This is a genomic window from Actinoplanes sp. NPDC049118 (assembly GCF_040648555.1).
Lineage (GTDB): Bacteria > Actinomycetota > Actinomycetes > Mycobacteriales > Micromonosporaceae > Actinoplanes.
Genome location: NZ_JBEZDY010000018.1, coordinates 91794 through 115455, shown reverse-complemented (window position 1 = coordinate 115455; position 23662 = coordinate 91794). Strand labels below are relative to the sequence as shown.

At 72.4% G+C, this 23662-nt stretch carries 21 protein-coding genes; 8 read left to right on the top strand and 13 right to left on the bottom strand.

Going from position 1 to position 23662, the window contains the following annotated elements; translation table 11 throughout:
- Window positions 1–47: 47 nt before the first annotated feature.
- The 3 genes from AB0B58_RS27275 to AB0B58_RS27265 form a co-directional block, all read right to left on the bottom strand.
- Window positions 48–1382: a diacylglycerol kinase family protein gene (locus AB0B58_RS27275; protein WP_360229276.1), complete on the bottom strand. Its 1335-nt coding sequence runs from the start codon at window positions 1380–1382 to the stop codon at window positions 48–50.
- Between the two features lie 8 nt (window positions 1383–1390).
- The gene (locus AB0B58_RS27270; RefSeq protein ID WP_360229274.1) at window positions 1391–1879 is read right to left on the bottom strand and encodes a DUF6069 family protein; all 489 of its coding nucleotides are present in this window, start codon (window positions 1877–1879) and stop codon (window positions 1391–1393) included.
- 111 nt (window positions 1880–1990) lie between these two features.
- A complete protein-coding gene (locus tag AB0B58_RS27265; protein WP_360229272.1) occupies window positions 1991–3379 on the bottom strand; it encodes a DUF2252 domain-containing protein in 1389 nt (462 codons plus the stop codon).
- A 189-nt stretch (window positions 3380–3568) separates the two neighbouring features.
- On the opposite strand from AB0B58_RS27265, the gene AB0B58_RS27260 reads away from it, so the two are divergent.
- A complete protein-coding gene (locus AB0B58_RS27260; RefSeq protein WP_360229270.1) occupies window positions 3569–5737 on the top strand; it encodes a phage holin family protein in 2169 nt (722 codons plus the stop codon).
- A gap of 45 nt (window positions 5738–5782) precedes the next feature.
- Here the strand turns inward: AB0B58_RS27260 and AB0B58_RS27255 are convergent, their stop codons facing one another.
- Complete coding sequence (locus AB0B58_RS27255) at window positions 5783–6298, bottom strand: DUF1269 domain-containing protein (protein ID WP_360229268.1); 516 nt, start codon at window positions 6296–6298, stop codon at window positions 5783–5785.
- A 275-nt stretch (window positions 6299–6573) separates the two neighbouring features.
- Here AB0B58_RS27255 and AB0B58_RS27250 point away from each other — a divergent pair, with 275 nt between their 5' ends.
- Window positions 6574–7101 (top strand): hypothetical protein, encoded by a 528-nt coding sequence (locus AB0B58_RS27250; protein WP_360229266.1) that lies wholly within the window; start codon window positions 6574–6576, stop codon window positions 7099–7101.
- Between the two features lie 18 nt (window positions 7102–7119).
- On the opposite strand, the gene AB0B58_RS27245 is transcribed toward AB0B58_RS27250, so the two are convergent.
- The 3 genes from AB0B58_RS27245 to AB0B58_RS27235 form a co-directional block, all read right to left on the bottom strand.
- A complete protein-coding gene (locus AB0B58_RS27245; protein ID WP_360229264.1) occupies window positions 7120–7731 on the bottom strand; it encodes a DUF308 domain-containing protein in 612 nt (203 codons plus the stop codon).
- 97 nt (window positions 7732–7828) lie between these two features.
- Window positions 7829–8533, bottom strand: a complete 705-nt coding sequence (locus AB0B58_RS27240; protein ID WP_360229262.1) for an ion channel — start codon at window positions 8531–8533, stop codon at window positions 7829–7831.
- 140 nt (window positions 8534–8673) lie between these two features.
- Window positions 8674–9093 carry a hypothetical protein gene (locus tag AB0B58_RS27235; RefSeq protein ID WP_360229260.1) on the bottom strand — a complete coding sequence of 140 codons (420 nt, stop codon included), beginning with the start codon at window positions 9091–9093 and terminating at the stop codon, window positions 8674–8676.
- 294 nt (window positions 9094–9387) lie between these two features.
- Here AB0B58_RS27235 and AB0B58_RS27230 point away from each other — a divergent pair, with 294 nt between their 5' ends.
- On the top strand, window positions 9388–10764 hold the full coding sequence (locus AB0B58_RS27230) for a hypothetical protein (protein ID WP_360229258.1): 1377 nt from the start codon (window positions 9388–9390) through the stop codon (window positions 10762–10764).
- A gap of 61 nt (window positions 10765–10825) precedes the next feature.
- Here the strand turns inward: AB0B58_RS27230 and AB0B58_RS27225 are convergent, their stop codons facing one another.
- Window positions 10826–13462: a LuxR C-terminal-related transcriptional regulator gene (locus tag AB0B58_RS27225; protein WP_360229256.1), complete on the bottom strand. Its 2637-nt coding sequence runs from the start codon at window positions 13460–13462 to the stop codon at window positions 10826–10828.
- Between the two features lie 266 nt (window positions 13463–13728).
- Entirely contained in the window at window positions 13729–16431 is a 2703-nt protein-coding gene (locus tag AB0B58_RS27220; protein WP_360229254.1) for a LuxR C-terminal-related transcriptional regulator, read from the bottom strand.
- A gap of 239 nt (window positions 16432–16670) precedes the next feature.
- On the opposite strand from AB0B58_RS27220, the gene AB0B58_RS27215 reads away from it, so the two are divergent.
- Complete coding sequence (locus tag AB0B58_RS27215) at window positions 16671–16928, top strand: hypothetical protein (protein ID WP_360229252.1); 258 nt, start codon at window positions 16671–16673, stop codon at window positions 16926–16928.
- A gap of 253 nt (window positions 16929–17181) precedes the next feature.
- On the opposite strand, the gene AB0B58_RS27210 is transcribed toward AB0B58_RS27215, so the two are convergent.
- Window positions 17182–17475, bottom strand: coding sequence for a hypothetical protein (locus tag AB0B58_RS27210; protein WP_360229250.1), 294 nt, complete (start codon window positions 17473–17475; stop codon window positions 17182–17184).
- Between the two features lie 228 nt (window positions 17476–17703).
- Between AB0B58_RS27210 and AB0B58_RS27205 the strand changes: the two genes are divergently transcribed.
- Complete coding sequence (locus tag AB0B58_RS27205; protein WP_360229248.1) at window positions 17704–18147, top strand: DUF6325 family protein; 444 nt, start codon at window positions 17704–17706, stop codon at window positions 18145–18147.
- Window positions 18148–18171: 24 nt separating this feature from the next.
- Window positions 18172–18477 carry an SHOCT domain-containing protein gene (locus tag AB0B58_RS27200; protein ID WP_360229246.1) on the top strand — a complete coding sequence of 102 codons (306 nt, stop codon included), beginning with the start codon at window positions 18172–18174 and terminating at the stop codon, window positions 18475–18477.
- Window positions 18478–18595: 118 nt separating this feature from the next.
- Here AB0B58_RS27200 and AB0B58_RS27195 read toward each other — a convergent pair whose 3' ends face one another.
- Window positions 18596–19549, bottom strand: a complete 954-nt coding sequence (locus AB0B58_RS27195; protein ID WP_360229244.1) for a YhjD/YihY/BrkB family envelope integrity protein — start codon at window positions 19547–19549, stop codon at window positions 18596–18598.
- A 153-nt stretch (window positions 19550–19702) separates the two neighbouring features.
- Between AB0B58_RS27195 and AB0B58_RS27190 the strand changes: the two genes are divergently transcribed.
- The gene (locus tag AB0B58_RS27190; RefSeq protein ID WP_360229242.1) at window positions 19703–20719 is read left to right on the top strand and encodes a YhjD/YihY/BrkB family envelope integrity protein; all 1017 of its coding nucleotides are present in this window, start codon (window positions 19703–19705) and stop codon (window positions 20717–20719) included.
- 6 nt (window positions 20720–20725) lie between these two features.
- On the opposite strand, the gene AB0B58_RS27185 is transcribed toward AB0B58_RS27190, so the two are convergent.
- Both AB0B58_RS27185 and AB0B58_RS27180 read right to left on the bottom strand, forming a co-directional pair.
- Window positions 20726–21100: an STAS/SEC14 domain-containing protein gene (locus tag AB0B58_RS27185; protein ID WP_360229240.1), complete on the bottom strand. Its 375-nt coding sequence runs from the start codon at window positions 21098–21100 to the stop codon at window positions 20726–20728.
- Between the two features lie 79 nt (window positions 21101–21179).
- Window positions 21180–22706, bottom strand: a complete 1527-nt coding sequence (locus tag AB0B58_RS27180) for an MFS transporter (RefSeq protein WP_360229238.1) — start codon at window positions 22704–22706, stop codon at window positions 21180–21182.
- A gap of 190 nt (window positions 22707–22896) precedes the next feature.
- Between AB0B58_RS27180 and AB0B58_RS27175 the strand changes: the two genes are divergently transcribed.
- Window positions 22897–23649, top strand: a complete 753-nt coding sequence (locus tag AB0B58_RS27175; RefSeq protein WP_360229236.1) for an SGNH/GDSL hydrolase family protein — start codon at window positions 22897–22899, stop codon at window positions 23647–23649.
- The last annotated feature ends 13 nt before the right edge of the window (window positions 23650–23662 follow it).

Below are 23662 nucleotides of genomic sequence, written 5' to 3'. Positions count from 1 at the left end.
CCATCACCCGCACGGGATGACGGCCGGTCGTACGGCGCGGCGCCGGGTCAGCGCGTCGGCGACCGATCCGCCGGCTGCCGGGCGAAGGCCAGCCGGCGCAGCCGGATCCAGTCGACGGCCGGCTTGGCCGGTGGCACGCCGGGCCGGTCACGGGGTACCCGCACCCGCAGCACCCGCGGCACGGTGGTGCAGCGCACCGGCGTCGGCATCAGAATCGCCTCGCCGTCGATGCCGACGGGGATCTCGGGCGCGTCGGCGTCGACGACCACCTCGGCGCCGGTGAGCCTGATCAACCCACGCTGGTGGCTGCGCCGCAGCAGGCCGACGGCCTGCCGGGCGTTCGACACCGTGATCGCCACCAGGCCCAGCACGCCCAGGTCCAGCCGCGCCCGGCGGCCCAGCCCGGCCAGGTCGGTCGAGCCGTACGGGTCGTTGCTGACGAGCACCGCCTGCGGGCCGTCGATCGTGACATCCGCGATGTGCGCCGTGAGCCGGGCACCGCGATGGCCGGCGAGCTCGTCCGGGAGCAGCCGCAGCGTGGTGCGCGTCTTGTCGTCGCGGTACTCCGCGCTCTGCACGATCTCCGCGTACGCGCCGAAGGAGGCGTTGTTGACGAACGTGCGGTCACCGATCCGGCCCAGGTCGACGCGCAGCTCCACCCCGTCGGTCAGGCCGTTGAGGCAGGCGGCGGGGTCCTCCCGGTCCAGGCCGAGGTCCAGCGCGAAGTGGTTGCGGGTGCCCGCGCTCACGACCAGGAAGGGCAGGTCGTGTTCCGCCGCGATCCCGGCGACAAGTGCCTGGGTGCCGTCGCCGCCCGCGACGCCGAGCAGGTCGGCGCCCCGCGCGACGGCGTCGCGGGCGAGCACGGCGACGTCGACGGTTCCCGGCCCGTCCAGCAGGGCCACCTCGGCACCCATGGCCTCCGCCTTCTCCTTGAGCCCGAACTTCGTCACCTTCCCGCCGCCGGACCGCGGATTCATGATCAGGAACGGGCGCCGCGCCGGCTCGACGGCGTACGTGGTCATCCGCTCGCCGCCGACCATCAGCGCGGCGCGCGCGGCGAGGACCGCGAGCGCGACCAACGCGAGCGACAGCACGGCGACCCACAGCAGGCCCGCCCGGATGTGGAGCACGAGCACGGTGACGGGCGCGAGGATCGCCAGCACGGCGGCCAGCGCCCGGATCACGCCGCGCCCGGCCAGGACCCAGTACCCGGCGGCGACGAAGACGACCACGCCGCCGGCGACGACCGCCACCATCATCAGGCTCCTACCCCCGGCGAACGCCACCAGGACGACGGCCGCGGCGAACGCCAGCGCGAACGCGCCCCGGGCCAGCCAGACCTGCGCGCCGGTCGTGGCCGGCTCCGCGGGGACCTGCACCTGCGGGCTCATCGGGTCGGGTACGGGGGGCCCGGCAGCGGCGGCCTGGTACCGAACGAGGCCTTCCGTACGGCGCTGTGCGCCGACCCGGAGACCAGGCTGCCGATGGCGATACCGAGCACGAGGTTGAGCACGGCCGTGGCGATCCGGCTCTCCTGGGACGCCTTTACGGCGAACGGCGCGAGCATGGCCGCGAGCGTCGACAGGCTGACGATCCAGGCGAAGAACATGCCGGACTTGGGCGTCGACACCAGCAGCAGGTGCATCACGCCGGTGGCCAGCAGCGCCGCGACGGCCGCGCCGACGGCGTACGTGATCGTGTCCGCGTCGCCCCAGACCCCCTCGCCCTTGGGCGCGAGGACGGGCACGTCCAGGATTCCCCGGCAGAAGAGGATGCCGACGATCACGATGAGCGCGGCGACGAAGGCGGCGGCGACCCCGCCGGCCCAGAGGACTCCGGCATCGACCGGACGGGGGGTTCGGGCGGGCAACGTCATGACATGATCCCCTCGGGGCGCGTGGATCCGGTTGGCAAGCAGCATCGCCGGGGCCCGGCCGACTGCCCTCACCCCGCCGGGGTGATCCGGCCGGTTCCGGCCCCGTGCGCCTCAGACGCCGGTCTTGACCGTCACCCGCCCGTCGCGCACGGCGGCCTGCAACAGGTCGAAGTCCTTCTCGTTGACGTCGGCGTACGCCTCGCCGAACGCGGCGAGGGCGTTCTCGAAACGGTCGCTCGAACCGAGGTACTCCGCTATCGCGATCCGGTCCCCCGACCGCGCGTGCGCCCGCGCCAGCGTCCGGCCGCAGATGCTCGCGTAGGTGGCCATCCCGCGCGGCGGCATCTCCTCGACCACCGCGGATCCCTTCCAGTCGCGCAGCTGGCGTATGTAGAAGTCGCGGACCTGGCCGTCGACGCCGTGAACCCGGTGCGTGCCGAGGAAGATGTCGCCGCTGGCCTGCATCAGGCGCTGGCCGGCGACCACCCGCTCGCCGTGGTGCGCGTACTCGCTCGCGCCCGCGTACTCCTCCAGCACCGAGGCCCCGGCCTCCTTGGCCTGCAGGAAGAGCGGGTCCGAGTCGTCGCGGCCCAGCAGCAGCAGCACCCAGGCGCGGGTGCCGACGCTGCCCACGCCGACGACCTTGCGGGCCATGTGCACCAGCTGGAACTGTGCGAGCAGGTGCCGGCGCTCGGGTGAGAGCGACTCGCGGTACCCGCGGACCACCTCCTGCATCCAGCGGAAGAGCTCGTCCGCCGAGGCGCTCGGCATCAGGTCCTCGACCGGCACCACCGTCGGCGGCGTCGCGATGATGCGGCGGTGACCATCGACCACCGCCGAGAGCTTGCCGAGGGCGTGCAGGCTGTCACGGGTCCTGGCCTTGCGCAGCGCCGCCTCCGTGCGCCGCACCTGCGTCGGCGGCAGGATCTCGCGCCACTGCTCGAGCACGGACTGCACGTCGAGCTGTGCGTACCAGACCTCGAGGTTGGTGCGGGCGGCGAACTCGCGCATGGCCGTGCGGTAGGCGGCGCCGGCGCCGATCGCGATCTTGTCGCGCTGCTTGCGGGTGAACCCGTTCTGCCGGCCGGCCACGGCGAGGCTCGCCACGAGTCGCTTGACGTCCCACTCCCAGGGCCCCGGGAGGGTCTCGTCGAAGTCGTTGATGTCGAACACCAGGGTGCGCTCCGCGGACGCGAACATGCCGAAGTTCGACAGGTGCGCGTCCCCGCAGGTCTGCGCGCGGAAGCCCGACGTCGCGGTGCCGGCGAGGTCGCCGGCCATGAGCACGGCGGCGCCGCGGAAGAACGTCAACGGATTGGCGAGCATCCGGCCGTAGCGGATCGGCACGAGCTCGGGTAGCCGGGTGGCGTCCTCGCCCGCGAGGACGGCCACCGGATCGCGCCCGTCTCCGGAGTGGATCTCTGCGTGGGATTCCAGCGGGGTGACTTTGCGGGCGGCCTTGCCGAGCCGGGCCCGCTCCGCGGGGCTCAGATGCCTCACGCCATCGAATGTCGTCGTTTCCGGGTTGCTCCGCATCTGGTCACGCTGCGCCGGTCGCGCCCGGTTGCCATCATCCCTGGCGCATGAGTGGCCCGGCGACGGGTTCATCCCGGCGGGATGGTCCCGGGCGGGCGGCCGATCGCGTCGAATGGCGGCGTTGCGGGCGTTCCTCGGAGGCAGGCGGTCAGCGTGAACGAACCAGGGAACGACTCCGGATCCGGCGCGCGGTCCCGGGCCCGGTGGAGCGTCAAGCTGTTGCGGCGCCGCCGGCTCACCTTCGCCGAGGCGCGCCGGCTGCTGGTCACCCTGGTGCTCGGCTGCCTGTCGATGGCCGTGACGATCTGGATCGTGCCCGGCATGTCGGCGTCCCTCGCGGCGGACGTCGTGGTGGCGACGGTGCTGCTCGCCATCCTGGCGGCGCTGCTGCGGCCGCTGCTGACGTCCTTCGCCCTGCTGCTGGGATGGGCCGGCGTCCTGCTGGCCGGGCTCGGCGCCCAGGCGCTGCTGTTCTACCTGGCGCTGAGCCTGTCGCCCGGCATCACCGTCGACGGATTCTGGCACGCCTTCTGGGGCTCCTGGATCTTCGCGTTCCTGATGACCGTCGTCACCTGGATGGCGACGGCCGGGGACAGTGCCGCCTTCCTCACCCACCTCATCCAGCGGGCCGGCGAGCCGGCGGAACCCGGGATGGCCGGTTCGGTGCCGGGGGTGGTCTTCGTGCAGATCGACGGCCTCGCGGCGCCGCTGCTGCGGTGGTCGGTCCGGTCCGGCGATCTGCCGACGCTCAGCCGGTGGATCCGCTCCGGCAGTCACCGGCTGACGGACTGGCATGCGCAGCTGCCGGCGACCACACCGGCGAGCCAGGCGGGGTTGCTGCACGGCGGCAGCGACCAGATACCGGCGTTCCGCTGGTACGAGAAGGAGACCGGCAGGCTGCTGGTCGCCAACCGCCCCAGGGACGCCGCGGTGATCCAGGCCCGCCTCAGCGACGGCCGCGGCCTGCTCGCGGACGGCGGCGTGAGCATCTCCAACATCTTCTCCGGCGACGCGCCGACCAGCCTGCTGACCATGAGCGGCCTGACCGGCCGCACCGGGCGCCGGGGTCCGTCACGCACCTTCGCCACGTTCTTCATCAACCCCTACGGGCTGACCCGGTCGGTGGTGCTCACCGTCGCCGAGATGGTCAAGGAGATCCACCAGTCCCGGCTGCAGCGGGTACGGCGGGTGGAACCGCGCATCCGCCGCCACGGTTCCTACATCCTGCTGCGCGCGGTCACCAACGTCCTGCTGAGGGACCTAAACGCGGGCCTGATCGCGGACCAGATGATGGCCGGGACACCGTCGATCTACTGCGACTTCACCGACTACGACGAGATCGCGCACCACGCCGGACCGACCCGCCCGGAATCGCTGGCGTCGCTGGCCGGTATCGACCACCTGATCGGCGTCCTCGAGCACGTCGCCGCGCGGGCGCCCCGCCCCTACCGTTTCGTGGTGCTGTCCGACCACGGGCAGAGCCAGGGCGCGACGTTCCTGCAGCGCCACGGCGTCGCGCTGGAGGAGGTCGTGCGCCGGCTGATGGGCTCCGGAACCGTGGCGGCCTCGACCGGACTCGACGAGACCGTCGGCCCGGTGAACACCTTCCTGACCCAGGTCGCGCAGCAGGGTGGCACGGCGGGCCGGCTCACCCGGCGCGCGCTGCACACCAGGACCCACGACGGCCAGGTCGAGCTCAGCCCGGCGCCGGACGCCGGCCAGGCCGCGCACGAGTCGGATCTCGTGCTGATCGCGTCGGGCAACCTGTCGATGATCTACTTCACCCGCCTGCCCGGGCGGCTGGTCCTCGAGGACATCGAGCAGCTCTATCCGGGCCTGGTCGGCGCGCTGACCCAGCACCCGGGCATCGGCTTCATCACGGTACGCACCGGTGGCCAGGGCACCGTGGTGCTCGGCCGGGACGGAATCCGCCACCTGCACGAGGACCGGGTCGAGGGTGTCGACCCACTCGCCGGTTTCGGCCCGCACGCGGTGGCCGACGTGCTGCGTCACGACGCCCTGGCGCACGTCGGCGACCTCGTCATCAACAGCCCCGTCGACCCCGACACCGACGAGGTCGCCGCGTACGAGGAACTGGTCGGGTGCCACGGCGGTCTCGGCGGATGGCAGACCGAGGCGGTGCTGGTGCACCCGAAGGACTGGGTGGTCGCGGCCCCGCCGCTGATCGGCGCGGACGCGGTGCACCGGCAGCTGGTGCGCTGGCTGGAGCAGGCCGGGCAGCGCGGTGAGCTGCGCGCCGACGATGCGGCACCGGGCGGCACGCCGGCGCTCGACGCGGCGCAGGGCCGCGGCGGGAGCTGACCGGCCTCCCACCACGGCCCGAACCACCGGCCCGTACGACGGCCGTCAGGCGGTCTGCGGGTTCTTGGCGGCATCCGGGGAGCCGTGCAGCGCCTCCTGCAGTTCCTCCTCGGTCTCCTTGGACAGCGACGACTTGAGCACGGTGCCGCCGTAGCGGCTCAGCGCCTCGACCGCCTTGTCGGGAGTGGCGTGGCTGACCACCAGGAACAGTGCCGAGGTGCCCGGCTGGAGCTGGTCGCGTACCCGATCCTGGAAGTCCTTGTGGATGCCGCTCTTGGCGACCTTGCCCATCAGGGCGCCGAGGCCGGCGCCGACGGCCATGCCGAAGAACGGAATGAAGAAGAGCATTCCGAACAGCAGACCCCAGAACATGCCCCACGACGCTCCCCCGGTCACGGGGTGGTGGCTCGTGCTCACGTGGAATCTGCCCTCCGGGTCGCGGCTGATCGCCGCGATGGCCTCGGGCTCGATGATGAGGTCCTTGGCGAGCCGACGCGCCTCTGCCGCCGCCTCCGCGGCGGTCGTCTCGTCCGGGTACCCGATGGCGACCAGAGTGGACATGCGGATCCTTCCTTCGTTTCGTTGCCCGGCAGGCGTTTGCCGCCGGGCGGTTCCTGCCTCACGAGTCGCAGGACCACCAACAGAGGGAATCGCACGGCGACGCGGCGGCGGCTCATCCCGCCCGGATGAGCGTCCCCGTCGGATACGCCGGCCCGGCGCCGCCGCGGTGACCCGGGACCCGGATCACCCACGCGGGGTGAAGATCCGCCGGCCGCGTCGCGGCACGATGGGACTCCCGCAGCCCGGAGGTACGCGATGCTTGACCTGGACCGAACATGAGCGAGGCGGACGACGGCGCCGGCCGCGTCAAGCCGAGACACGAGGCGAACGAGGCGGACTTCGCCGGTGCGATCTACGGCTCCATGCTGGCGGGGTCGGTCGTCGTCGGTGCGGCCTCCGGAGCGGACGGCCACGTCCCCCCGCCGGTCGAGCTGGCGTCGCTGCTGATCGCCACCGGGGTGGTCTTCTGGCTGGCGCACGCGTACGCCCGGCTGGTCGGCGACCGGATCCATCGCACCACCGTCAGCTGGGCGGAGGTGGTCCGGGTCGCCCGGCTCGAGTGGCCGCTGCTGCAGGCGACGTTTCCGCCGGCGGCCGCGGCCGTCGTGGTGGGCCTGCTCGGCGGCGGCGACAAGGCGGCCGGCTGGTCGGCACTGCTGGTGGCGATCGGCGGTCAGATCGGCTGGGCTACCGTCGCCGCGCGCCAGGCCGGGGCGAGTCGTTCGCTGATGTTCCTGACCGCCCTGGTCAACCTGGCGCTCGGCTCGGTGATCGTGGTGCTCAAGGCCACGCTGGGGCACTGAGCCCGGCCGGCCCGGGTGTCAGGCCGTGAGCACCCGGCGGGCCCAGAACACCATGGCGACCTGGATCAGGCCCATCAGGATCAGCCATGCGCCGGTGAGGTAGACGAACGCGACCACGGAGAGGTCGGGCCAGAGGAGCACGACCAGCGCGGCGACGATGCTGAGCACGCCGAGGGCGATCTGCCAGCGCCGGTACCCGCCGCCGGGGCCGCCGAAGGCGGAGATCAGTTCCAGGATGCCGCCGATGAGCCACATCAGCCCGACCAGCGTGACCATCAGGGCCAGCGTGACCAGCAGGTTCCGAAGCGCGATGACGCCGGCGACGACGAAGAACACCCCGATGACGCCGAGGATGGCGCGCTCGGCGCCGTCGCGCGCGGTGGCGGTGATCGCCTGCACGATCCGGACCACGCCGTGCAGCAGCAGCCAGATGCCGAACAGGGCCGCGACGACCTTCAGCGTCGCCTCCGGCCAGACCAGCATGATGACGCCGAGCACGACGCTGAAGACGGCCGAGCCGAGGGCCAGCCACCAGACGGCCTTGCCGAAGGACTTCGCGGCGGCGGCCTGCTGGGCCGATGTGGTCTGGGACGAGAACGGTTCGGATGTGTAGGGGACCGAGGCAGACATGCGCCCCTCCTGGTAGTCGACGGTGAGGTCACAGTGGCACCGAACTTCTCCGTGCGGCTCACCACGAGCGGATGAACTCTTCGGCGCCGGGCCCGGCTCACCCGCCCGCGGCGACGTCGTCGCCCGGGCGGCGCCGCTCGGTGCCGAACACCGAGACGAGCCGGGCCACAAGCGTCACCAGGAAGATCTGGCCGCACAGCGCGTCCAGCACCGCCAGGCTGCGTCCCGGCGCGCCGGCCGGCGTCAGGTCGCCGTACCCGGTGGTCGTCAGGGTGATGAAGGCGAAGTACTGGATCGAGTCGCCGTCGGCCGGCTCGCCCCCGGCGAACAACGGCCCGGGCGCCAGCTTCGCGACCGCGGTGAACAGCGCGACGAAGACGAATCCGACCAGCAGGTAGGCGGAGAGGGCGCCGAAGATGGTCTGCATCGTGACCACCCGGTGGCGCAGGATCCGCCCGACCACCACGAAGACGGTCAGCAGCAGAAGTCCCGCCGTCCACAGGGCGGCGAGCCCCTGGACCACGTCTTCGTGCAGCACGGCCACCAGAACGGCGACGACCGCCGATCCGGCAAGCAGGGTCCGGCGCAGCCACCGCCTCGTCCGGGCGGGCAGCCGCGCGAATCTCAGGGCGAGGACCAGCACGAAGACGTAGAACGAGAGCGTGACCAGCCGCGCCAGGCGGCCGTCCAGCACTCCGGCGACGAGGAAGCTCGCCAGCAGCAACGCGAACATCATCCCGTAACGGTCCGGCCGCTCGCCCGGGCCGGACCGCAGGCCGTTACGGCCATGCGCCAGGGACATCGTCGCCGCCCTTCCGCGTCACGGTGAGCCGGCCGCGCCCGTGCTCGGGGGCCGGCGCCGTTGCGGCCCACGGCGGGCCGCGACGACGAGCGCCGCGGCGGCGGTCCTCTCGCGGATGCCGCCGCGCCGCAGGACGGGCGCTACTCCGCGGCCTCGCGGCCGTGTACCGCGAGCGCGTAGATGATGATCACGTCCATGGCGATGATCAGGGTCGCCCACAGCGGGTACGCCGCGATGAACGCCATGTTCACGACCGCGCTCGCGACGGCGAGGATGATGCCGACCGTGCGCCCCCAGGTCTTCCCCGTCATCACCGCGAAGCCGGCGCCGAAGGCGACCGCGCCGAGGATGAGGTGTACGAATCCCCACGCGGTGTAGTCGACGGAGACGACCAGCCCGCTCTGGCCGACCAGGTAGTACCCGTCGTCGAAGAGCGCCACCAGGCCGGCTATGGCCTGGAAGAAGCCGACCGTGATCATCATGATGCCGGCGAAGTACACCCAGCCGAGCCAGGCGGTCCGGGGCGAAGCGGATTTGTCGAACGTCGGCGTCTGTGCCATGTCGCTCCTACTTCCTGTCGAATGACCGCGGCGTGACGCGTCGGTCACGTGACATTGGTTCGCGCCGCGGACCCGGCCACGCTCGGCCGGGTTCGTGTACCGATTCTCTTCGCCGGCGCGACCGCCGGCATCGCCTTCCGCGGATGAGGTGGCGCGCCTCGGGCGGCACCGCCGAGCCGCTCCGCGGACCGCGTTTCCCCTGCGTCCCATCCGCGTAGGGGGAGCCCCGGTGCCACCGTTGAGACGTACGGTTCGGGCTCTGCACAGCTCCCGGCGGAAGTGGAGCCAACCCAAATGACCGAGCCTGAAGTACCGGACACCGAGCAGGAACTCGCGCGGCTGCGCGCCGAGAACGAGCGGCTGCGGGCGCTCGTGGAACGCCAGGTTCCGCCGGACGGCAAACCCCGTCGGCGCCGGGTCGGGCGATGGACAGCGGCGACCGTCCTCCTGGTCGTCGGCTGCCTGCTGCTGCCGGTCGGTGCGGTGGCGATGTTCGCGCGGACGGTCGTCTTCGACACCGACCGGTACGTCGCGACGGTCGCACCGCTGGCGCAGAATCCCGCCGTGCGCAACGCCGTGGCCGATCGCATCACCGCCGAGGTGTTCGCCGCGCTCGACATCGAGGGATTCACGCACCGGGCGATCGAGGCCCTGGTGAAGCAGGGCGCGCCGGCGGAGCTCACCATGCTCCAGCAACCGATGGTCAACGGCGTGCGCTCGTTCGCCCGAACGCAGGTACACAACGCGGTCAGCTCGGACATGTTCGCCCAGGCCTGGGAGCAGGCCAACCGGGCGGCACACGCGGGCCTGGTCGCCGCGCTCCGAGGCACGCAGGGCGGGGCGATCGAGGTGGAGAACGGCACCGTCTCGGTGAACCTCGGCATGTTCATCGAGACCATCAAGCCCCGGCTGGTCGCGGCCGGCGTGCCGCTCGCCGACCGGATCCCCACGGTGAACCTGTCCTTCCCGCTGCTGCACTCCGACGAGATCCCCAAGGTCCAGCGCGCCGCCTCGCTACTCGACACGCTGGCCATCCCGCTGGTGCTGTTCGCCTTCCTGCTGCTCGCCGTCGCGGTCTGGCTGGCGCCGGGCCGCCGGCGCATGCTGTCCATCGCCGGCCTCGGCATCGCCCTGTCGCTGCTGCTGCTCCTCGGCGGGCTCGCCGCGGGCCGCGAGTACTACCTCAGCCACCTGCCGCAGAACACCCTTCCGACCGACGCCGCCGCCGTCGTCTGGGACACCATGACGGCGCAGTTCGTCGTCCGGCTGCAGACCGTCGTGCTGGTCGGTGTGGTGATCGCGCTCGGCGCCTGGGTGGTCGGGCCCGGCGAGCTCGCCCGCGGGCTGCGCACCGGCGCGAACTGGCTGGTCACCTCCGCCCGGGTCGGCGGCCGCCGGCTGGGCTGGCGGCCCACCGCGGTCGACCGCTGGGTCGCCGACCATGTCACCGTGCTCCGCGCCGCCGCCCTCGGCCTGATCATCATCGTGTACGCGCTCTGGACCAGGCCGACCAGTTCCGTGGTCGTCTGGCTGACGCTCGCGCTGCTGGGCCTGCTCGCCGTCATCGAGTTGCTCCGCAGGGGCACCGACCTGCCGCCCGCGCCGGAGCCGGGTCCCGGCGACCTCGGCCCGCCGGCGGCGGCGACGGGACCGAAGGCGGCGCCCGCCTGACCGGCACGGCCGGGCGGCCACCGGGTTCCCGGTGGCCGCCCGGCCGTGGCGTCGGAACCCCTCAGACGAGCCCGAGCTCGCGGGCCCGGCGAACGGCCTCGTTGCGCCGTGACGCGGCCAGCTTGCGGAGAATGCTGCGGACGTGCGTCTTCACGGTGTTCACGGACAGGTACATCGCCTCGGCGATCTCCTCCGTGCCCAGCAGGGCCGCGAGATGCCGGAGCACCTCGAGTTCCCGCTCGCTGAGCGGGTCGACCACGATCGGCGCGCTCTGTTCGGCCGGCGCGCCGCTGGGCCGCGCACGCGGCTGCGGCGGTGCGGTCGAGCCGATCGACTGGTAGGCCGCCGCCAGCTCCGGGTCGCTGCGCAGGAGCTGGCGCAGCCGCGGGCCGGCCTCGTGGAAGACGCGCCGGTGGCCGTCGGGGACCGCGAGGGCCAGCGCCTGCCGCAGGCAGTCGCGGACGACGTTGGTGTCGCCCTGCTCGCTCGCCGCGATCGCCTTGACCAGCCAGGCTTCGATCAGGATCGGCGACGGCGCCGCGGCGGCCTCGACGATCGGCGTGAGCAGCTCGGCGCCCTGCCGCGTCTCGCCGCGCGCCACGAGCGCGGCGGCGTTCACCACGGCTGCCCGCGGGGACGGCGGATCGCCCAGGGCGCCGGCGGCGGCCAGCGCCTCGTCCGGCCGGTCCATGACCACGGCCAGATGCGCCCGGCTCAGGGCGACCTCATGCTCGAGCCACGACGGCAGGACCCCGCCTTCGCGGCCCGTCGGCACGTCGGCGAGTACGCGGGCCGCGGCCCGCAGCTCGCCCCGGCCGCTGAGCAGGCGCGAGCGCACGAGGGCGACCGCGACCGTGGCCATGGCGTCCTCGTGCGAGTCGGCGACCGCCTCGGCGTCCCTGAGGTGCCGCCACGCGACCGGCACCGCCCAGCGCTCACCGGCCACCCAGGCGAGCACCACGGAGGTGGCGAGCGAGTGCTGCGACGGTGTCGGGCAGCGGCCGGCGAGCTGGGCCGCCTGGCCGGCGGTGTCGGAGGCGTCCCGCAGGCGTCCGAGGTAGACGTCGACCAGGGCGAGCCGGTGCAGGCAGGCGAGCCGCACGCCCTCGCAGCCCGACGGCGGTGCGTTCTTGACCGCGTCGGTCAGGGTCACGACGGCATCGTCGAGATCACCGGCCCAGATCTGGGAAAGCCCCCGCCAGTACCGCAGGATCGTGCGCAGCTCGGGGTGGGCGTCGACGCGTTCGGGCGGCGCCTGTGCCATGAGCGCCTCCGCCTCGTCCGCGGCGGACAGGGCCCGCGGAACGTCGTGCCGCGTGGCTGCCACGCCGGCGCCGAGGAGCGCGGCGGCGAGCCGGACCGGCAGGGCCTGTTCCGGCGCGCCGTCGGCCGCGAGGCCCGCGGCGCGTTCCAGGTGCCGCTCCGCCTCGTCCGGGTCGCCGGCGGCGAGCCGCTGTGCGGCCGTCACCAGGGCGGGTGCCGGCCCGTCCAGTCCGGCCGGCAGGTCGCGGAAGAGCTTGCCGAGCCGATCGGCGTCCCCGCCGGCCACCAGCCGGCCGAGGCCCAGATCCTGGATCACCAGCGCGCAGGCATGGTCCCAGTCCCCGGCGGCGACCGCGTGCCGGATCGCCTCGGCGGCGCGCCCGTGCGCGACGAACCAGGCCGCGGCGCGACGGTGCAGCTGGGGTACCTGCTCGGGCTCCTCGTACGTCAGCTGCGCCCGCAGCAGCTCCGCGAAGAGGCGGTGGTAGCGGTGCACCGTGGACCGCTCGGCGACCGGTTGCACGAACGCGTTGGCCCGCTCCAGCACCGCCAGGATCTGCCGGGCGTCGTTGCGCCCGGTCAGCACGTCGGCGAGGTCCGGCGTGAAGTCGTCGACGATGCTGGTCCTCAGGACGAAGTCCCGGATCTCGGGCGGCTGGGCGGACAGCACCTCGCCGAGGAAGTACTCGGCGATGTTCGCGTCGTCGCCGGCGATCGTGATGACGAGGTCCTCGGCGTCGCCGCACCGCTCCATGGCCATGGCGAACAGCCGGATGCCGGCGGCCCACCCCTCGGTGCGTTCGACGAGCGATCGCAGGGCCCAGTCCGGCAGGTGCACACCGTGACCGGCCAGCAGAGCGGCGGTCTCGGCCGCGGTGAAGGCGAGGTCGTCGCCGCGGATCTCGCTGAGCGTCCCGGCGAGGCGGTAGCGGTACAGGGGCAGCGGCGGATCCCAGCGGCCGACCAGTACCACCCGCAGGTGCTGATCGGCGTGCCGCAGCAGCGCGTCGAGGTCGTCGCCGAGGCGCCGGCCGGCGAGCACGGAGACGCTGTCGAGAACCAGCACGACGGCGCTGTGCTGCGCGGCGAGGTCCGCGGCCAGGCGGGCGAGCAACGATCTGCCGATCGTTCCGCGGCGCGCCGCCTCCTCGATCGCCGGCGACAGCGCGATTCCGCTCCGGTGGAAGCCCTCGACGAGGTAGGACCAGAAGACGCCCGGCTCGTCGTCGCCCTCCTCGAGGGCGATCCAGATGACCGGTCCGGGCGCACCCCCGGAGGACACCCAGGAGGCGACCAGCTGCGTCTTGCCGCTGCCGGGCGGGCCGGTCACCACCGTCATGGGGTTGGCGACCGCCTGCGAGAGGCGGCTGAGCAGCCGATCCCGCTCGACCGTGAACGGCGGCGTCTTGGGCACGGCGAACTTCGAGGCGAGCAATGGGTCGCTCTCCGCGGTCGGCGTTATCTCAGCCGTAGGAACTATGGCGGTATCGGCACGAATCGTCACGTCGCTCGTCACGGCTTTGCCTCGATTGTGGTCGCGGTGGCGTTCGGCAGGCTCCGTTGTCGCGTCGGCTTGTCGAGTCGATCAGTTTCAGCCCTCAGCGTTCGGCAGGCGAGGTGACCTTGCATCGTCCACATGGGGTGATTGACGGAGCGCCAGGAGTAACCAAGTGGTAGTCGGGACGAAGTCACGACAAAGGCCTATAAGAGGCCCAACTCCCGAGCCCGATCAACCGCTTCACGACGCTGCGTAACTCCAAGCTTACGATAGAGCGATCTGAGGTGTGCCTTTACTGTATTAACCGAGACGTACATCTGTCCCGCTATGTCCTGATTTCTTAGCATTGTTGGTAGATAACGTAACACGTCCAATTCGCGTTCCGTCAGTTCTTCGCCGTCCTGCACCCACGCCGGTTCGGACCGGGCCGGCTCGGCCGTCGCGCCGGTCAGCAGCTCCGCGACGAAGTGCGAGCTGTGTGGAGTCAGCCACTGGTAGCGCTCCAGAAACGCCCCGAGACGCGGCAGGCCGACGCCGACGAACGGCGCCCGCATCTCCTGGGCCTCCGCAAGCGCGACGGCCCGGGAGAACGCGTCGACCGAGCGGCTGTTCTGCCGCAGTTCGTCCGCCACCAGGGCGGTGAGCAGCCAGGCCTCGACGGCCGAACCGACGTCGGGCGCGGAGGCGTGTAACGGGGCGAGCACCGCCTCGGCCGCCTCGAACGCCTCGAGGGCGAGGTGTGCGCGCGCGACGCGGGTCAACAGCCTCGGGAACATCCTCGCGCCCGCCCCGGGGCGGCGTACCCGTCGAATCAGCTTCTCGGGCTCGCCCGCCGAGAGGTCGAGGTCGGCCTCCGCTATCGCGAACCACCGGGCGAGGGTGGTGGGCATCCGGCCGGCGTCGGCCTCCTCGTCGATGCGCTGGGCCGCCAGCCGGGCCGCGTCGGTCTCGCCGTGCGCGAGCAGGACCCGGACCTCCAACGCCCGCAAGGCGAGGTACAGCACCGGCTCGGCGTCCGCCCGCTGCGCCGCGAGGCCGTTCTCGAGGGCCAGGTCGGCCTCGCTCAGCTGGTGACGTTCGAGGTTGATCAGGGCCAGCGCCAGGTAGGCGGGGACCGCCTGGTGCGCCCATCGCCAGGCGCCCTGTGCCAGGTCGAGTCCGCCGCGGGCATGTCCGAGCCCGTCACGGAGCAGGCCCCGCTCCGCCTCCACCAGCGCGAGGTGGGCCATCGCGTCGAGCTGGGTGAGCTCCGCGGTGGCGTGCTGTGCCACCGCCATCCCCGATCGCAGCCGGGTATGCGCCGCGCCGAGGCGTCCCGTCCAGAACAGCCCGATGCCGGCGTTGGTGAAGGCGGTCGCCCGGTAGCGGCCCGCGTCGGACAACTGCTCCGGTGACACGTCCGCCAACAGGTTCATGGCCTCGGCGGTCGTCTCGACCAGCGCCGTCATGTCGCCCTGTCCCCGGGCCAGCGCCGCGTCGAGCGCGCGGGCCAGGATCTCGGCCGGCAGCCGGAGATCCGCGTCCTCGTCGGCGATCAGCGCCCGGGCCCGGGCGACCTGGGCCGGGACGACGTCGTACTCACCGCGGTCATAGGCGAGCAGCGCACCGCAAAGGGCGAGGCTCGCGGTGGCCGAAAGCTGACTCGCCGGCACCCGTGCCAGCAGGTCGGTGAGCGGCCGGCGGTTCGCCGAGTCGATCCGGGCGCCGACGACGGTGACCATCAGGCGGCCGACGAGGGGCCAGTCCGCCGCCGCGACCGCGTGCCCGACCGCGGCCGGCCCGTCGTCGGCGCCGGCTAACCAGCGCGCCGCCTTCAGATGCAGGTCCGCGACGAGTTCGGGCGTCTCGAGCCGCAGCCGGTACTGCAGCAGGTCGCGGAGCAGGCGGTGGTAGCGGAACCACTCCTGCCGCTCCCCCACCGTGCTCACCAGCGCGTTCGACCGCGCCAGGCGGTCGAGGATCTGCTGGCCGTGCGCCTCTCCGGTGAGCACCTCGGCCAGTTCGCCGCACACCCGCCCGGCGATGGACGTGCGCCGCAGGAACCGTTGCACCTCCGGCGGCTCACCGCCCAGAACCTCCGACACCAGGTAGTCGGCGACGGCCGGCTCGGTTCCGGTGAACTCCTCGACCCCGCGCCCCGCGCCCCGTACGCCCAGGAACCTCGCGGCGAGGCACAGGCCGGTGGCCCAGCCCTCGGTGCGATCGAGGAGAACCCCGATCTCGGCCGACGTGAGTTGCACGTCGTGGGCGGCCAGGAGCCGGGCCGCCTCGTCCGGGGTGAAGTCCAGCTCCGCGGCGCGCAGCTCGGTCAGCCCCGCCCGGGTGCGCGGCCGGTGCAGCGAAGGCACCCGGTCCCCCCGGGTGGTGATCACCAGCCGCAGCCGCCCCAGGGGATGGCGCAGGAGAAAGGCCAGCGACCGCAGGATCCGCGGATTGTCGATCTCATGCAGGTCGTCGAGGACCAGCACCACGGGTACGGGAAGCCCGGCGACCCCGCCGGCGAGCCGGCGGACGAAGGTTTCGTCGATGCGCGGGCCGGGAACCATCCGCGCCAGCGGACTCCGCTCCGGAACCGCGCTGGTGCCGCGAATCGCGCCAAGCACGTACGACCAGAAGGAGGTCGGATCGTTGTCGTAGGCGTCAAGGGAGAGCCAGGCGACGGGTCCGGGAGCCCGGCCGGCCTCCGCCCAGGCGGCGACGAGCAGGGTCTTGCCCGAGCCCGGGCCCCCGCACACCAGCGTCACTTCGCCCTCGGCGCCCTCGTCCGCCCGGTCCAAGAGGCGCCGCCGCAGGACGAACGCACGCGGCAGGGGCGGGCACACCAGCTTGGCCGCGAGCAGCCCGCCGGGACCGGCAGCGCGGGAGTACGCACCTGCGAGCCGGGTGTTCCTGCCCCGATCACCCATGCGATATCCCGGTCTTCCCTGGTCAACAGGCATGGCGACGCTTCGCCGGATTGAGCGTAACCCAAGATCGATGAGCCTGGATCAGACGCTTGCGCCGGGGAATGTCGCATTGATCACCAGCCGGGCGCGCCGGCACTTCTCCGGGCGAAAGGTTCTTACGCGCCGCCATCCCCTACGGACGATCCGTAACCGGCCCGCACGGTCGATGGTGCAGGAAGGAACACCGCGGAGGTAATCGGATGACAGAGAGATACGAGATCCGCGTATCGGATCGGCTCGGACCGGTGCTGCTCGGCGCCCTCGCCGGCATGCGCTCGGAGGTGGTGCCGCGACAGACGATCATCGAGGGCTGGTTCTCCACTGAGGAATTCCGTGCGCTGCTGCTGCGGGTGGAACGGGTCGGCGTGCAGCTCATCCGCCTCGACCGCGTCGCCGACGAGCGCGAGCGGCGGACGCGCCAAGATCCTTCGGCGCTTCCCGGCCCGAAGACCGAATGATCCGGGCCGGCGGGCTCATCCCGCAGGGATGACGCACCGCCGCGCCGGCGGCACCATCATGGCGGCATGCCGACCGCCAGGACGCCAGCCGCCGGGCGGGTACGCCGCCGCCCGGAGGCCGGACCCGGGCGGGAAACCTCCGCGCGGACGAACGGGGCGCCGAGGGCGGCGGCCGGCAGAGCACCGCCACTTTCCTCGACGCCCCGATCGGGACGGCCTTACGCCGTGCTCGTACCGGCGCCCAGCCGGAGTCTCACCGGACGGAGTTGGACAGCGCGCCCCGGTCGTAGTCCCGCCAGGCGCCGACGCCGGCACCGGTGGCCGAGCGGACCTGGCCCCAGCGGCGGCGGACCGTCACCTGCGGCGGCTCGTCGAGACTCGCGATGTACCGCCGGGCCGCGCCGACCACGGCGATCGCGCCGATGGCGGCACCCACCGCGTAGGTCACGAACCCCACGGTCATGAGGGCCGCACTGCCTCCCACCAGCCGCCGGTCGACGTACGCTCCCGACATCCTGGTGCCGGCGGGGTTGGTAACAGCAGCCATTTTCTGCCTCCTGGGCAAGGGTCGCGGCCTTTCGTCCGCAGCCGGGATGCTGCGCGACATCGGTTCCACCGTCGCCCGCGCCCCGGTTCTCCGTCGTCATCCGTCCGGGATGAGCGTCCGCCGGGCCGCGTCCGGCCGACCGGCTTTTCACCCGCTGGGGATGAAGGACCGCGGGCCGCCCTCGGGCAGCGTGAGGTGTGGTTGACCAAGCTGACCGGAAGGGCTGAAATGACTGACGATCTCGACGAGATGGGCCCGATCGACTACCTGGTGGTGGAGTTTCCCGGGAACCGCATGACCGGCGAGGGGCTGCCGCTGCTGGTCGAGCTGCACGATCGCGGCATCATCCGGATCCTGGACCTGCTGTTCATCCGCAAGGAGACCGACGGCTCCGTCTCGGGCCTGGCGATCGCGGACCTGGACCACGACGGCGACCTGGACCTCGCCGTCTTCGAGGGCGCGTCGTCGGGCCTGCTCGGCTCCGACGACGTCGAGCACGCCGGCTCCGTGCTCGAACCCGGCAGCTCCGCCGGGATCCTCGTCTACGAGAACCGCTGGGCCGGGCCCTTCGCGGCGGCGCTGCGCCGGGGCGGTGGCAGGCTGGTCGCGAGCGGGCGGATCCCCATCCATGAGGCCCTTGCCGCGCTGGAAGCGTCCGAAGTATCCGCCTGACCCCCGCACGAGAGGAAGAACGCCATGCCAGGTCTACTTCGCGGTATCGCCCGCACCGCCGTCATCGCCGGTACGGCCACCAGCGTCTCCAATCGCGTCTCGCGCCGGCAGGCCGGGCGCTGGGCGGCCAAGGAACAGCAGCAGCAGGCGTACGCGGCGCCGCCGCAGGCCTATGCGGCGCCGCCGCCCCAGCAGGTGTACGCGGCACCCCCGCCCGACGACACGATGGACGACAAGCTCGCCCAGCTCAAGCAGCTCGGGGAGCTGAAGTCGCAGGGTCTGCTGACCGAAGCGGAGTTCGAGACCCAGAAGCGGCGCATCCTGGGCTGACGGCCGCCGTTCGCCGTCGACATCCGCCGGCTGGTGTGCTCGCCGCACCAGCCGGATGCCGTGCGCCGTCACGGCCGCGGTCCGGGTACGCGTTCGGGGCGGGCCCGGGGGCCCGGAGTCAAAGCGCGTCGTCATCGGGCCGCGGGGGCACCTCGTCGGCGCGGCCGGACGACACCGCCGGCCCGCGATGGCCGCCGGGAGCGGGGGCGCCGCCCATCTCGGCGCCGATGACGGCGGCCACGACCACGCAGACGCAGACCAGGATCAGCCACGTCAGCAGGGCGAACGTGATTCCGATGATCCCGTAGCGGCCGGAGTTGTTCTCGATCACCCGGGGCATCCACACCGCCGAGTACAGGTTCAGCAGCGCGCCACCGGCCCCGGCGACGATCGAGCCCGGCAGCAGCCGCCGGAACGGGATCCGCCGCGACAGCAGCAGGAACTGCAGCAGCAGCCAGATCCCGGTGGACATGACGACGCGCAGGACCACGGCGAACAGGGTGCCGGCCGGCACCTGGCGCAGCATGCCGACCAGCAGCGACAGCACCAGCAGCGAGCTGATCAGCAGCCCGACCGCGGTCACCCCGTTGAGCGTCCCCCGTACGCCGATCGCCGGCAGCTGCCAGGCGGCCTCGTACGTGCGCTGCAGGGACCGGGTCAGGTTCAGCACCGAGAACAGCAGGACGACGACGCCGACGATGGTGAACGTCCCGGTGGCGCCGGGTGGCCGCTCGAAGAGCGTGCGGATGGCCTGCGCCGAGACCCCGGTCACGTGGAACCGCGCGGCCAGCCGGTCGGCCAGCGCCGTCGGGCCCTTCCCGGAGGCCGCCGCCGCCACCACGATCAGCAGCGGGATGATGGCCGTGAACGCCTGGCCGCCCAGCACGAGCGACCGGTCGCGGCCGTTGATCGCCGCGAAGCGCCGCAGGCAGCGCACCACCAGCGTCGACTCGGCCCGCGACAGGAGGTCCGCCCCGCGCTCCATGGCGACGCCGGCGAGCCGTTCGCGGAGGCCCGGCCCGCGCCGCGGCGGAGGTGCCGACCCCTCCGGGGCCGGTCGCTCGCCTTTCATCGACGCCTCCTAAACCCCGGCTGCGCGCCGAGCGACTGGCGGATGGCACTGGCATATATCCCGCCGGGATGAGGCGGTGGCTTCAGTCGATGGGCAGCGTGGCCGTATCCGACCACGTCATCGTCCAGCATGGAAGGCAGGGCCGCAGATCTCATGAGCGGTGAACCCGGCTCCCGTCCCGGCGCGTTCGGATCCGGACTGGTCCGGCGGCTGGACGCCCTGCAACGCCGGCACCGGTTCCTCGGCCTCCCCGTGGCGGTGATGCGCAAGTACTTCGACGACGACGGCCCGCGGATGGCGGCCCTGACCACCTATTACGGATTCCTCAGCCTGTTCCCCGTGCTGCTGCTGGCAACGGCCGCGGTCACCGCGACGCTCAAGTCGCACCCCGCGCTGCAACAGGAGCTGCTCGACCGCCTCGTCCGGCCCGAGTTGCAGTCCGAGGTCGAGCAGGCGCTGGCCCAGCTCCCGCCGAGCGGGGTTCCGCTCGCCGTCGGTCTGATCGGCCTCCTGTTCGCCGGCAACGGCGGGGTGCTCGCCGCGTACTTCGCGCTGAACCGGATCTGGGCGGTGCCGTGGCGGGACCGGTTCGGTCTGGTCCGCCAGTACGTCCGGGCGTTCTCCGTGATGCTCCTGACGTTCCTCTGCGCCCTGCTGGCCGCCGCGTCGGCCCTGATCACCGACACGTTTCTGCGACTGCCGACCGCCGAGCGCGGCGCGTCGGCCGTCGCCACCGCCGCCGCCGTCTTCGCCACCCTCACCGTCGCGCACAAGGTGCTCGTCTGCCGGCCGCTGCGCCTCGGCGACATCTGGGTCGGCGGCGTCATCGGCGCCCTCGTCGTCACCGCCCTGCTGCGGACCGCGACGACGGTCCTGCCCGCCATGATCGCTCGGGCCGGACCCGTCTACGGCAGCTTCGCGACCGTGGTGGGCGCGTTCACGCTGCTGTATCTCATCAGCCAGACGCTGGTGCTCAGCGTCGAGGTCTCGGCCGTCATCGGGGACCGGCTGTCGCCGCGCAGTCTCACCGGCAGCGTGCCCAACGCGGCGGACCGCCGGGCGCTCGCGCTGCTGGGGCGCCAGCAGGAACGCGTGCCCGGGCAGGTCGTCACCACCACCTTCGCCGTGGCGGCGGAGGGCGCTGCGGAGCGGGAGAAGGCGCACCGGTAGCGCCGTTCAGCCGGAGACGGCGGAGCCGTCCGCGGCCAGCCCCTCGGCGAGCCATGCCTTGGCGGCGGCCAGCTCCCGGTTCGGGAACGCCCGCGCCTGGCCGGGCAGCAGCAGCGAGAGCGCCTTGATCGCCGGCCGGAGCCAATCCTCGTCGCTGACGACGGCGACCCGCTCGAAGGCGGTGGGGTTGCGGGCGAGGAACTTGGCCTTCTCGGAGACCGCGTCGCCCTCGACCTCGTCGAGCCGCGGGCCGAGGACGTACAGCAGCCGGACCTTCCCCCGCTCGGCCACCCATCGGCGCAGCGCGGGCGTGAGGACGTTCTCGACGTCGTCGTCGTCCACCTCACCGACGCCCTCGAAGCCGAGTGTGCCAGCCGGCATGTCGTCGATCCTCTTCAGCATTGCCGATCCCTTCATGTGTAACCGGAACCGCACCACCCGGACGGGGCCGATGCGTACGTCAGCCGATGACCGTTCCCTCGGCGGCGCCCGTCGGCTCGGGGTCGGGCAGGCGCATCATGCGGAAGGAGTTGAACAGCCCGACGAGCCCGGCGAGGATCGGAATGAGCAGGGCCACCTGCAGGGCGAACGGGCGCGCCTCCGTGTTGATGCGGATGATCTCGTCCCGCACCTGCTCGGGCTGGCCGGCGAGCAGCTCCGCGAGGCGGGTGTTGCTCATGACCTCGGCATCCTCCTCCAGCACCTGCGCCACGCGCTGCTGGTCGGCCGGTGGGAGCACGGTGCTCGCCTGCGCCATCGCGGTGAAGGTGATGGAGAGGGTCGCCAGCATCACGGCGCCGGCGAACGCCAGCCCGAACGACAGCCCGAACGACCCCGCCGCCGAGTTCGCGCTGGCGGCCTCGCTCACCCGCTCCTGCGAGATCGGGGCGAGGGTGTAGTTGTTGAGCTGGGACACCAGCAGGCCGAGGCCCGTACCGGCGATCAGCAGGGGCGGCACCAGGCCCCAGCCGAACTCAGCACGGGGCACGATCGGGATCAGCAACAGCAGTCCCGCGGTCAGCAGTAGGAATCCCCACCGGACGATGCTGCTCGGGCGGCGGTCGCCCGCCTTCTTCCCGGCGAGCAGCGCCACCGCGAACATGCTCAGCGAGAGCGGCGCCAGGGACAGGCCGGCCTGCATCGCGTTGTACTCGAGCACCATCTGTAGGTAGATCGGCAGCGCGATCATCGTCCCGCCCAGGGCGATCTGCTGGAGCATCTGCTGGGTGATCCCCAGCCGGAAGATCCTGGATCTGAACAGGTCCGGATCCAGCAGCGTCGGCTGCCCCCGACGCTTGCGCCGCAGCAGCCAGTTGACCAGCACCGCCATCGCGGCCGCGCCGATCGCCAGGAGCGCGAGGACGTACTCTCCGCCCTCCTGCCACACCAGGATGCCCAGCACGATGCCGCCCATCCCCACGACGGAGAGGCAGGCGCCGGCGACGTCGACCTCGCGCGGGCCGGTGTAGGGCACGTCGCGGACGATGCGGATGCCGGACAGCACCACCGCGATGATGACGACCTCGCCCAGGAAGGCGATGCGCCAGGAGAGATAGGTGGTGATGAAGCCGCCGAGCAGCGGCCCGACCGCGGCGGCGATCGCGGCCGCCGCGCCGACCAGGGCGTATACCCGCTTCTGCTCGGCGCCCTCGAAGTTGCCGTGTATCAGCGACTGCATGGCGGGCAGGAGAAGCGACGCACCGATGCCGCCCAGCACCGCCCAGAAGATCACGATCGCCATCAGGTTCTGCGCGAGCGCCATCGCCATGGCTCCGGTCGCATAGCCGATCAGGCCCAGCACGTACGCCCGCTTGCGGCCGATGAGATCGCCGACCTTGCCGCCGATCAGGATGAACGCGGCGGAGACCAGCGCCTCGAGCGCGATCGCCGACTGGACCCCGCTCACGGTCGTGTCCAGGTCCTTCACCACGGAGGCGATCGACACATTCATCAGGGAGGTGTCGACGACCAGCACGAACATCGCCATGGCCAGCAGGATGGCCAAACGCCGGTGAGAGGTCACGGGCCCGGGACCGGCGGTGCTCGTTCCCTCGGTCATGGAAAACGATCATTGTCGCCGGGGGTGTTTCGTGCCTCATCCCCAGTGAATGAGCGGCCGGGCGGAGTACCCCCGGGTAACTTGATGGCTCCGGACGGACTCGAGGGAAGGTGTCACGATGCGGTACGTGGCGGTCGGTGACAGCTTCACCGAGGGCATGGGCGACGAGCTGCCGGACGGCTCGGTGCGCGGCTGGGCCGACCTGGTGGCCGCCGGGCTGGCCGCCGAGCGGACCGAGGAGGTGCGCTACGCCAACCTGGCGATCCGCGGCCGCCTGCTCGAGCCGATCGTGACCGGGCAGCTGGAGGCGGCGTTGTCGCTTTCGCCCGTTCCCTCCCTGATCACCCTCAACGGCGGCGGCAACGACATGATGCGGCCCGGCACCGACATGGCCCGCCTCGTCGGGCTGCTCGAACGGGCCATCCGGCGGTGCGTCGAAGCGGGCGTACGCCTGGTGGTCCTCAGCGGTGCGGACCCGTCGGAGCGGCTGCCGTTCGGTCGCGTCATGCGCCGCCGCGGCGAGCTGCTCACCGCCGCGACCGCCGAGCTGACCGCGCGCTACGACATCGAGCTCGTGGACGTCTTCCACGACGCCGAGATCCGCGGCGCCGGCTACTGGTCGCCGGACCGGCTGCACCTCAACGCCGCCGGTCACCAGCGGGTGGCCAGCCTGGTGCTCACCGCGCTGGGCCACACCCGCGCCGCGCACGTGGTCGACCCGCCGCCGGGCGGAGGCCGCCGGGTGGTCGCGGAGGCCCGCTACTACCGCGAGCACGTCCTGCCGTGGCTGCACCGGCGCGTGCGGGGCCGCTCCTCGGGCGACGACCGGACCGGCAAGTACCTCGACTGGACCCCCGTCGGGACGGCCTGAGCACCGAGCACCG

Coding starts and splice junctions, on each gene's coding strand:
- AB0B58_RS27270 (WP_360229274.1), bottom strand. CDS start 1,879: ATGACGTTGCCCGCCCGAACCCCCCGTCCGGTCGATGCCGGAGTCCTC.
- AB0B58_RS27255 (WP_360229268.1), bottom strand. CDS start 6,298: ATGTCCACTCTGGTCGCCATCGGGTACCCGGACGAGACGACCGCCGCG.
- AB0B58_RS27250 (WP_360229266.1), top strand. CDS start 6,574: ATGAGCGAGGCGGACGACGGCGCCGGCCGCGTCAAGCCGAGACACGAG.
- AB0B58_RS27245 (WP_360229264.1), bottom strand. CDS start 7,731: ATGTCTGCCTCGGTCCCCTACACATCCGAACCGTTCTCGTCCCAGACC.
- AB0B58_RS27240 (WP_360229262.1), bottom strand. CDS start 8,533: ATGTCCCTGGCGCATGGCCGTAACGGCCTGCGGTCCGGCCCGGGCGAG.
- AB0B58_RS27235 (WP_360229260.1), bottom strand. CDS start 9,093: ATGGCACAGACGCCGACGTTCGACAAATCCGCTTCGCCCCGGACCGCC.
- AB0B58_RS27230 (WP_360229258.1), top strand. CDS start 9,388: ATGACCGAGCCTGAAGTACCGGACACCGAGCAGGAACTCGCGCGGCTG.
- AB0B58_RS27220 (WP_360229254.1), bottom strand. CDS start 16,431: ATGGGTGATCGGGGCAGGAACACCCGGCTCGCAGGTGCGTACTCCCGC.
- AB0B58_RS27215 (WP_360229252.1), top strand. CDS start 16,671: ATGACAGAGAGATACGAGATCCGCGTATCGGATCGGCTCGGACCGGTG.
- AB0B58_RS27210 (WP_360229250.1), bottom strand. CDS start 17,475: ATGGCTGCTGTTACCAACCCCGCCGGCACCAGGATGTCGGGAGCGTAC.
- AB0B58_RS27205 (WP_360229248.1), top strand. CDS start 17,704: ATGACTGACGATCTCGACGAGATGGGCCCGATCGACTACCTGGTGGTG.
- AB0B58_RS27200 (WP_360229246.1), top strand. CDS start 18,172: ATGCCAGGTCTACTTCGCGGTATCGCCCGCACCGCCGTCATCGCCGGT.
- AB0B58_RS27195 (WP_360229244.1), bottom strand. CDS start 19,549: ATGAAAGGCGAGCGACCGGCCCCGGAGGGGTCGGCACCTCCGCCGCGG.
- AB0B58_RS27190 (WP_360229242.1), top strand. CDS start 19,703: ATGAGCGGTGAACCCGGCTCCCGTCCCGGCGCGTTCGGATCCGGACTG.
- AB0B58_RS27185 (WP_360229240.1), bottom strand. CDS start 21,100: ATGCCGGCTGGCACACTCGGCTTCGAGGGCGTCGGTGAGGTGGACGAC.
- AB0B58_RS27180 (WP_360229238.1), bottom strand. CDS start 22,706: ATGGCGATGTTCGTGCTGGTCGTCGACACCTCCCTGATGAATGTGTCG.
- AB0B58_RS27175 (WP_360229236.1), top strand. CDS start 22,897: ATGCGGTACGTGGCGGTCGGTGACAGCTTCACCGAGGGCATGGGCGAC.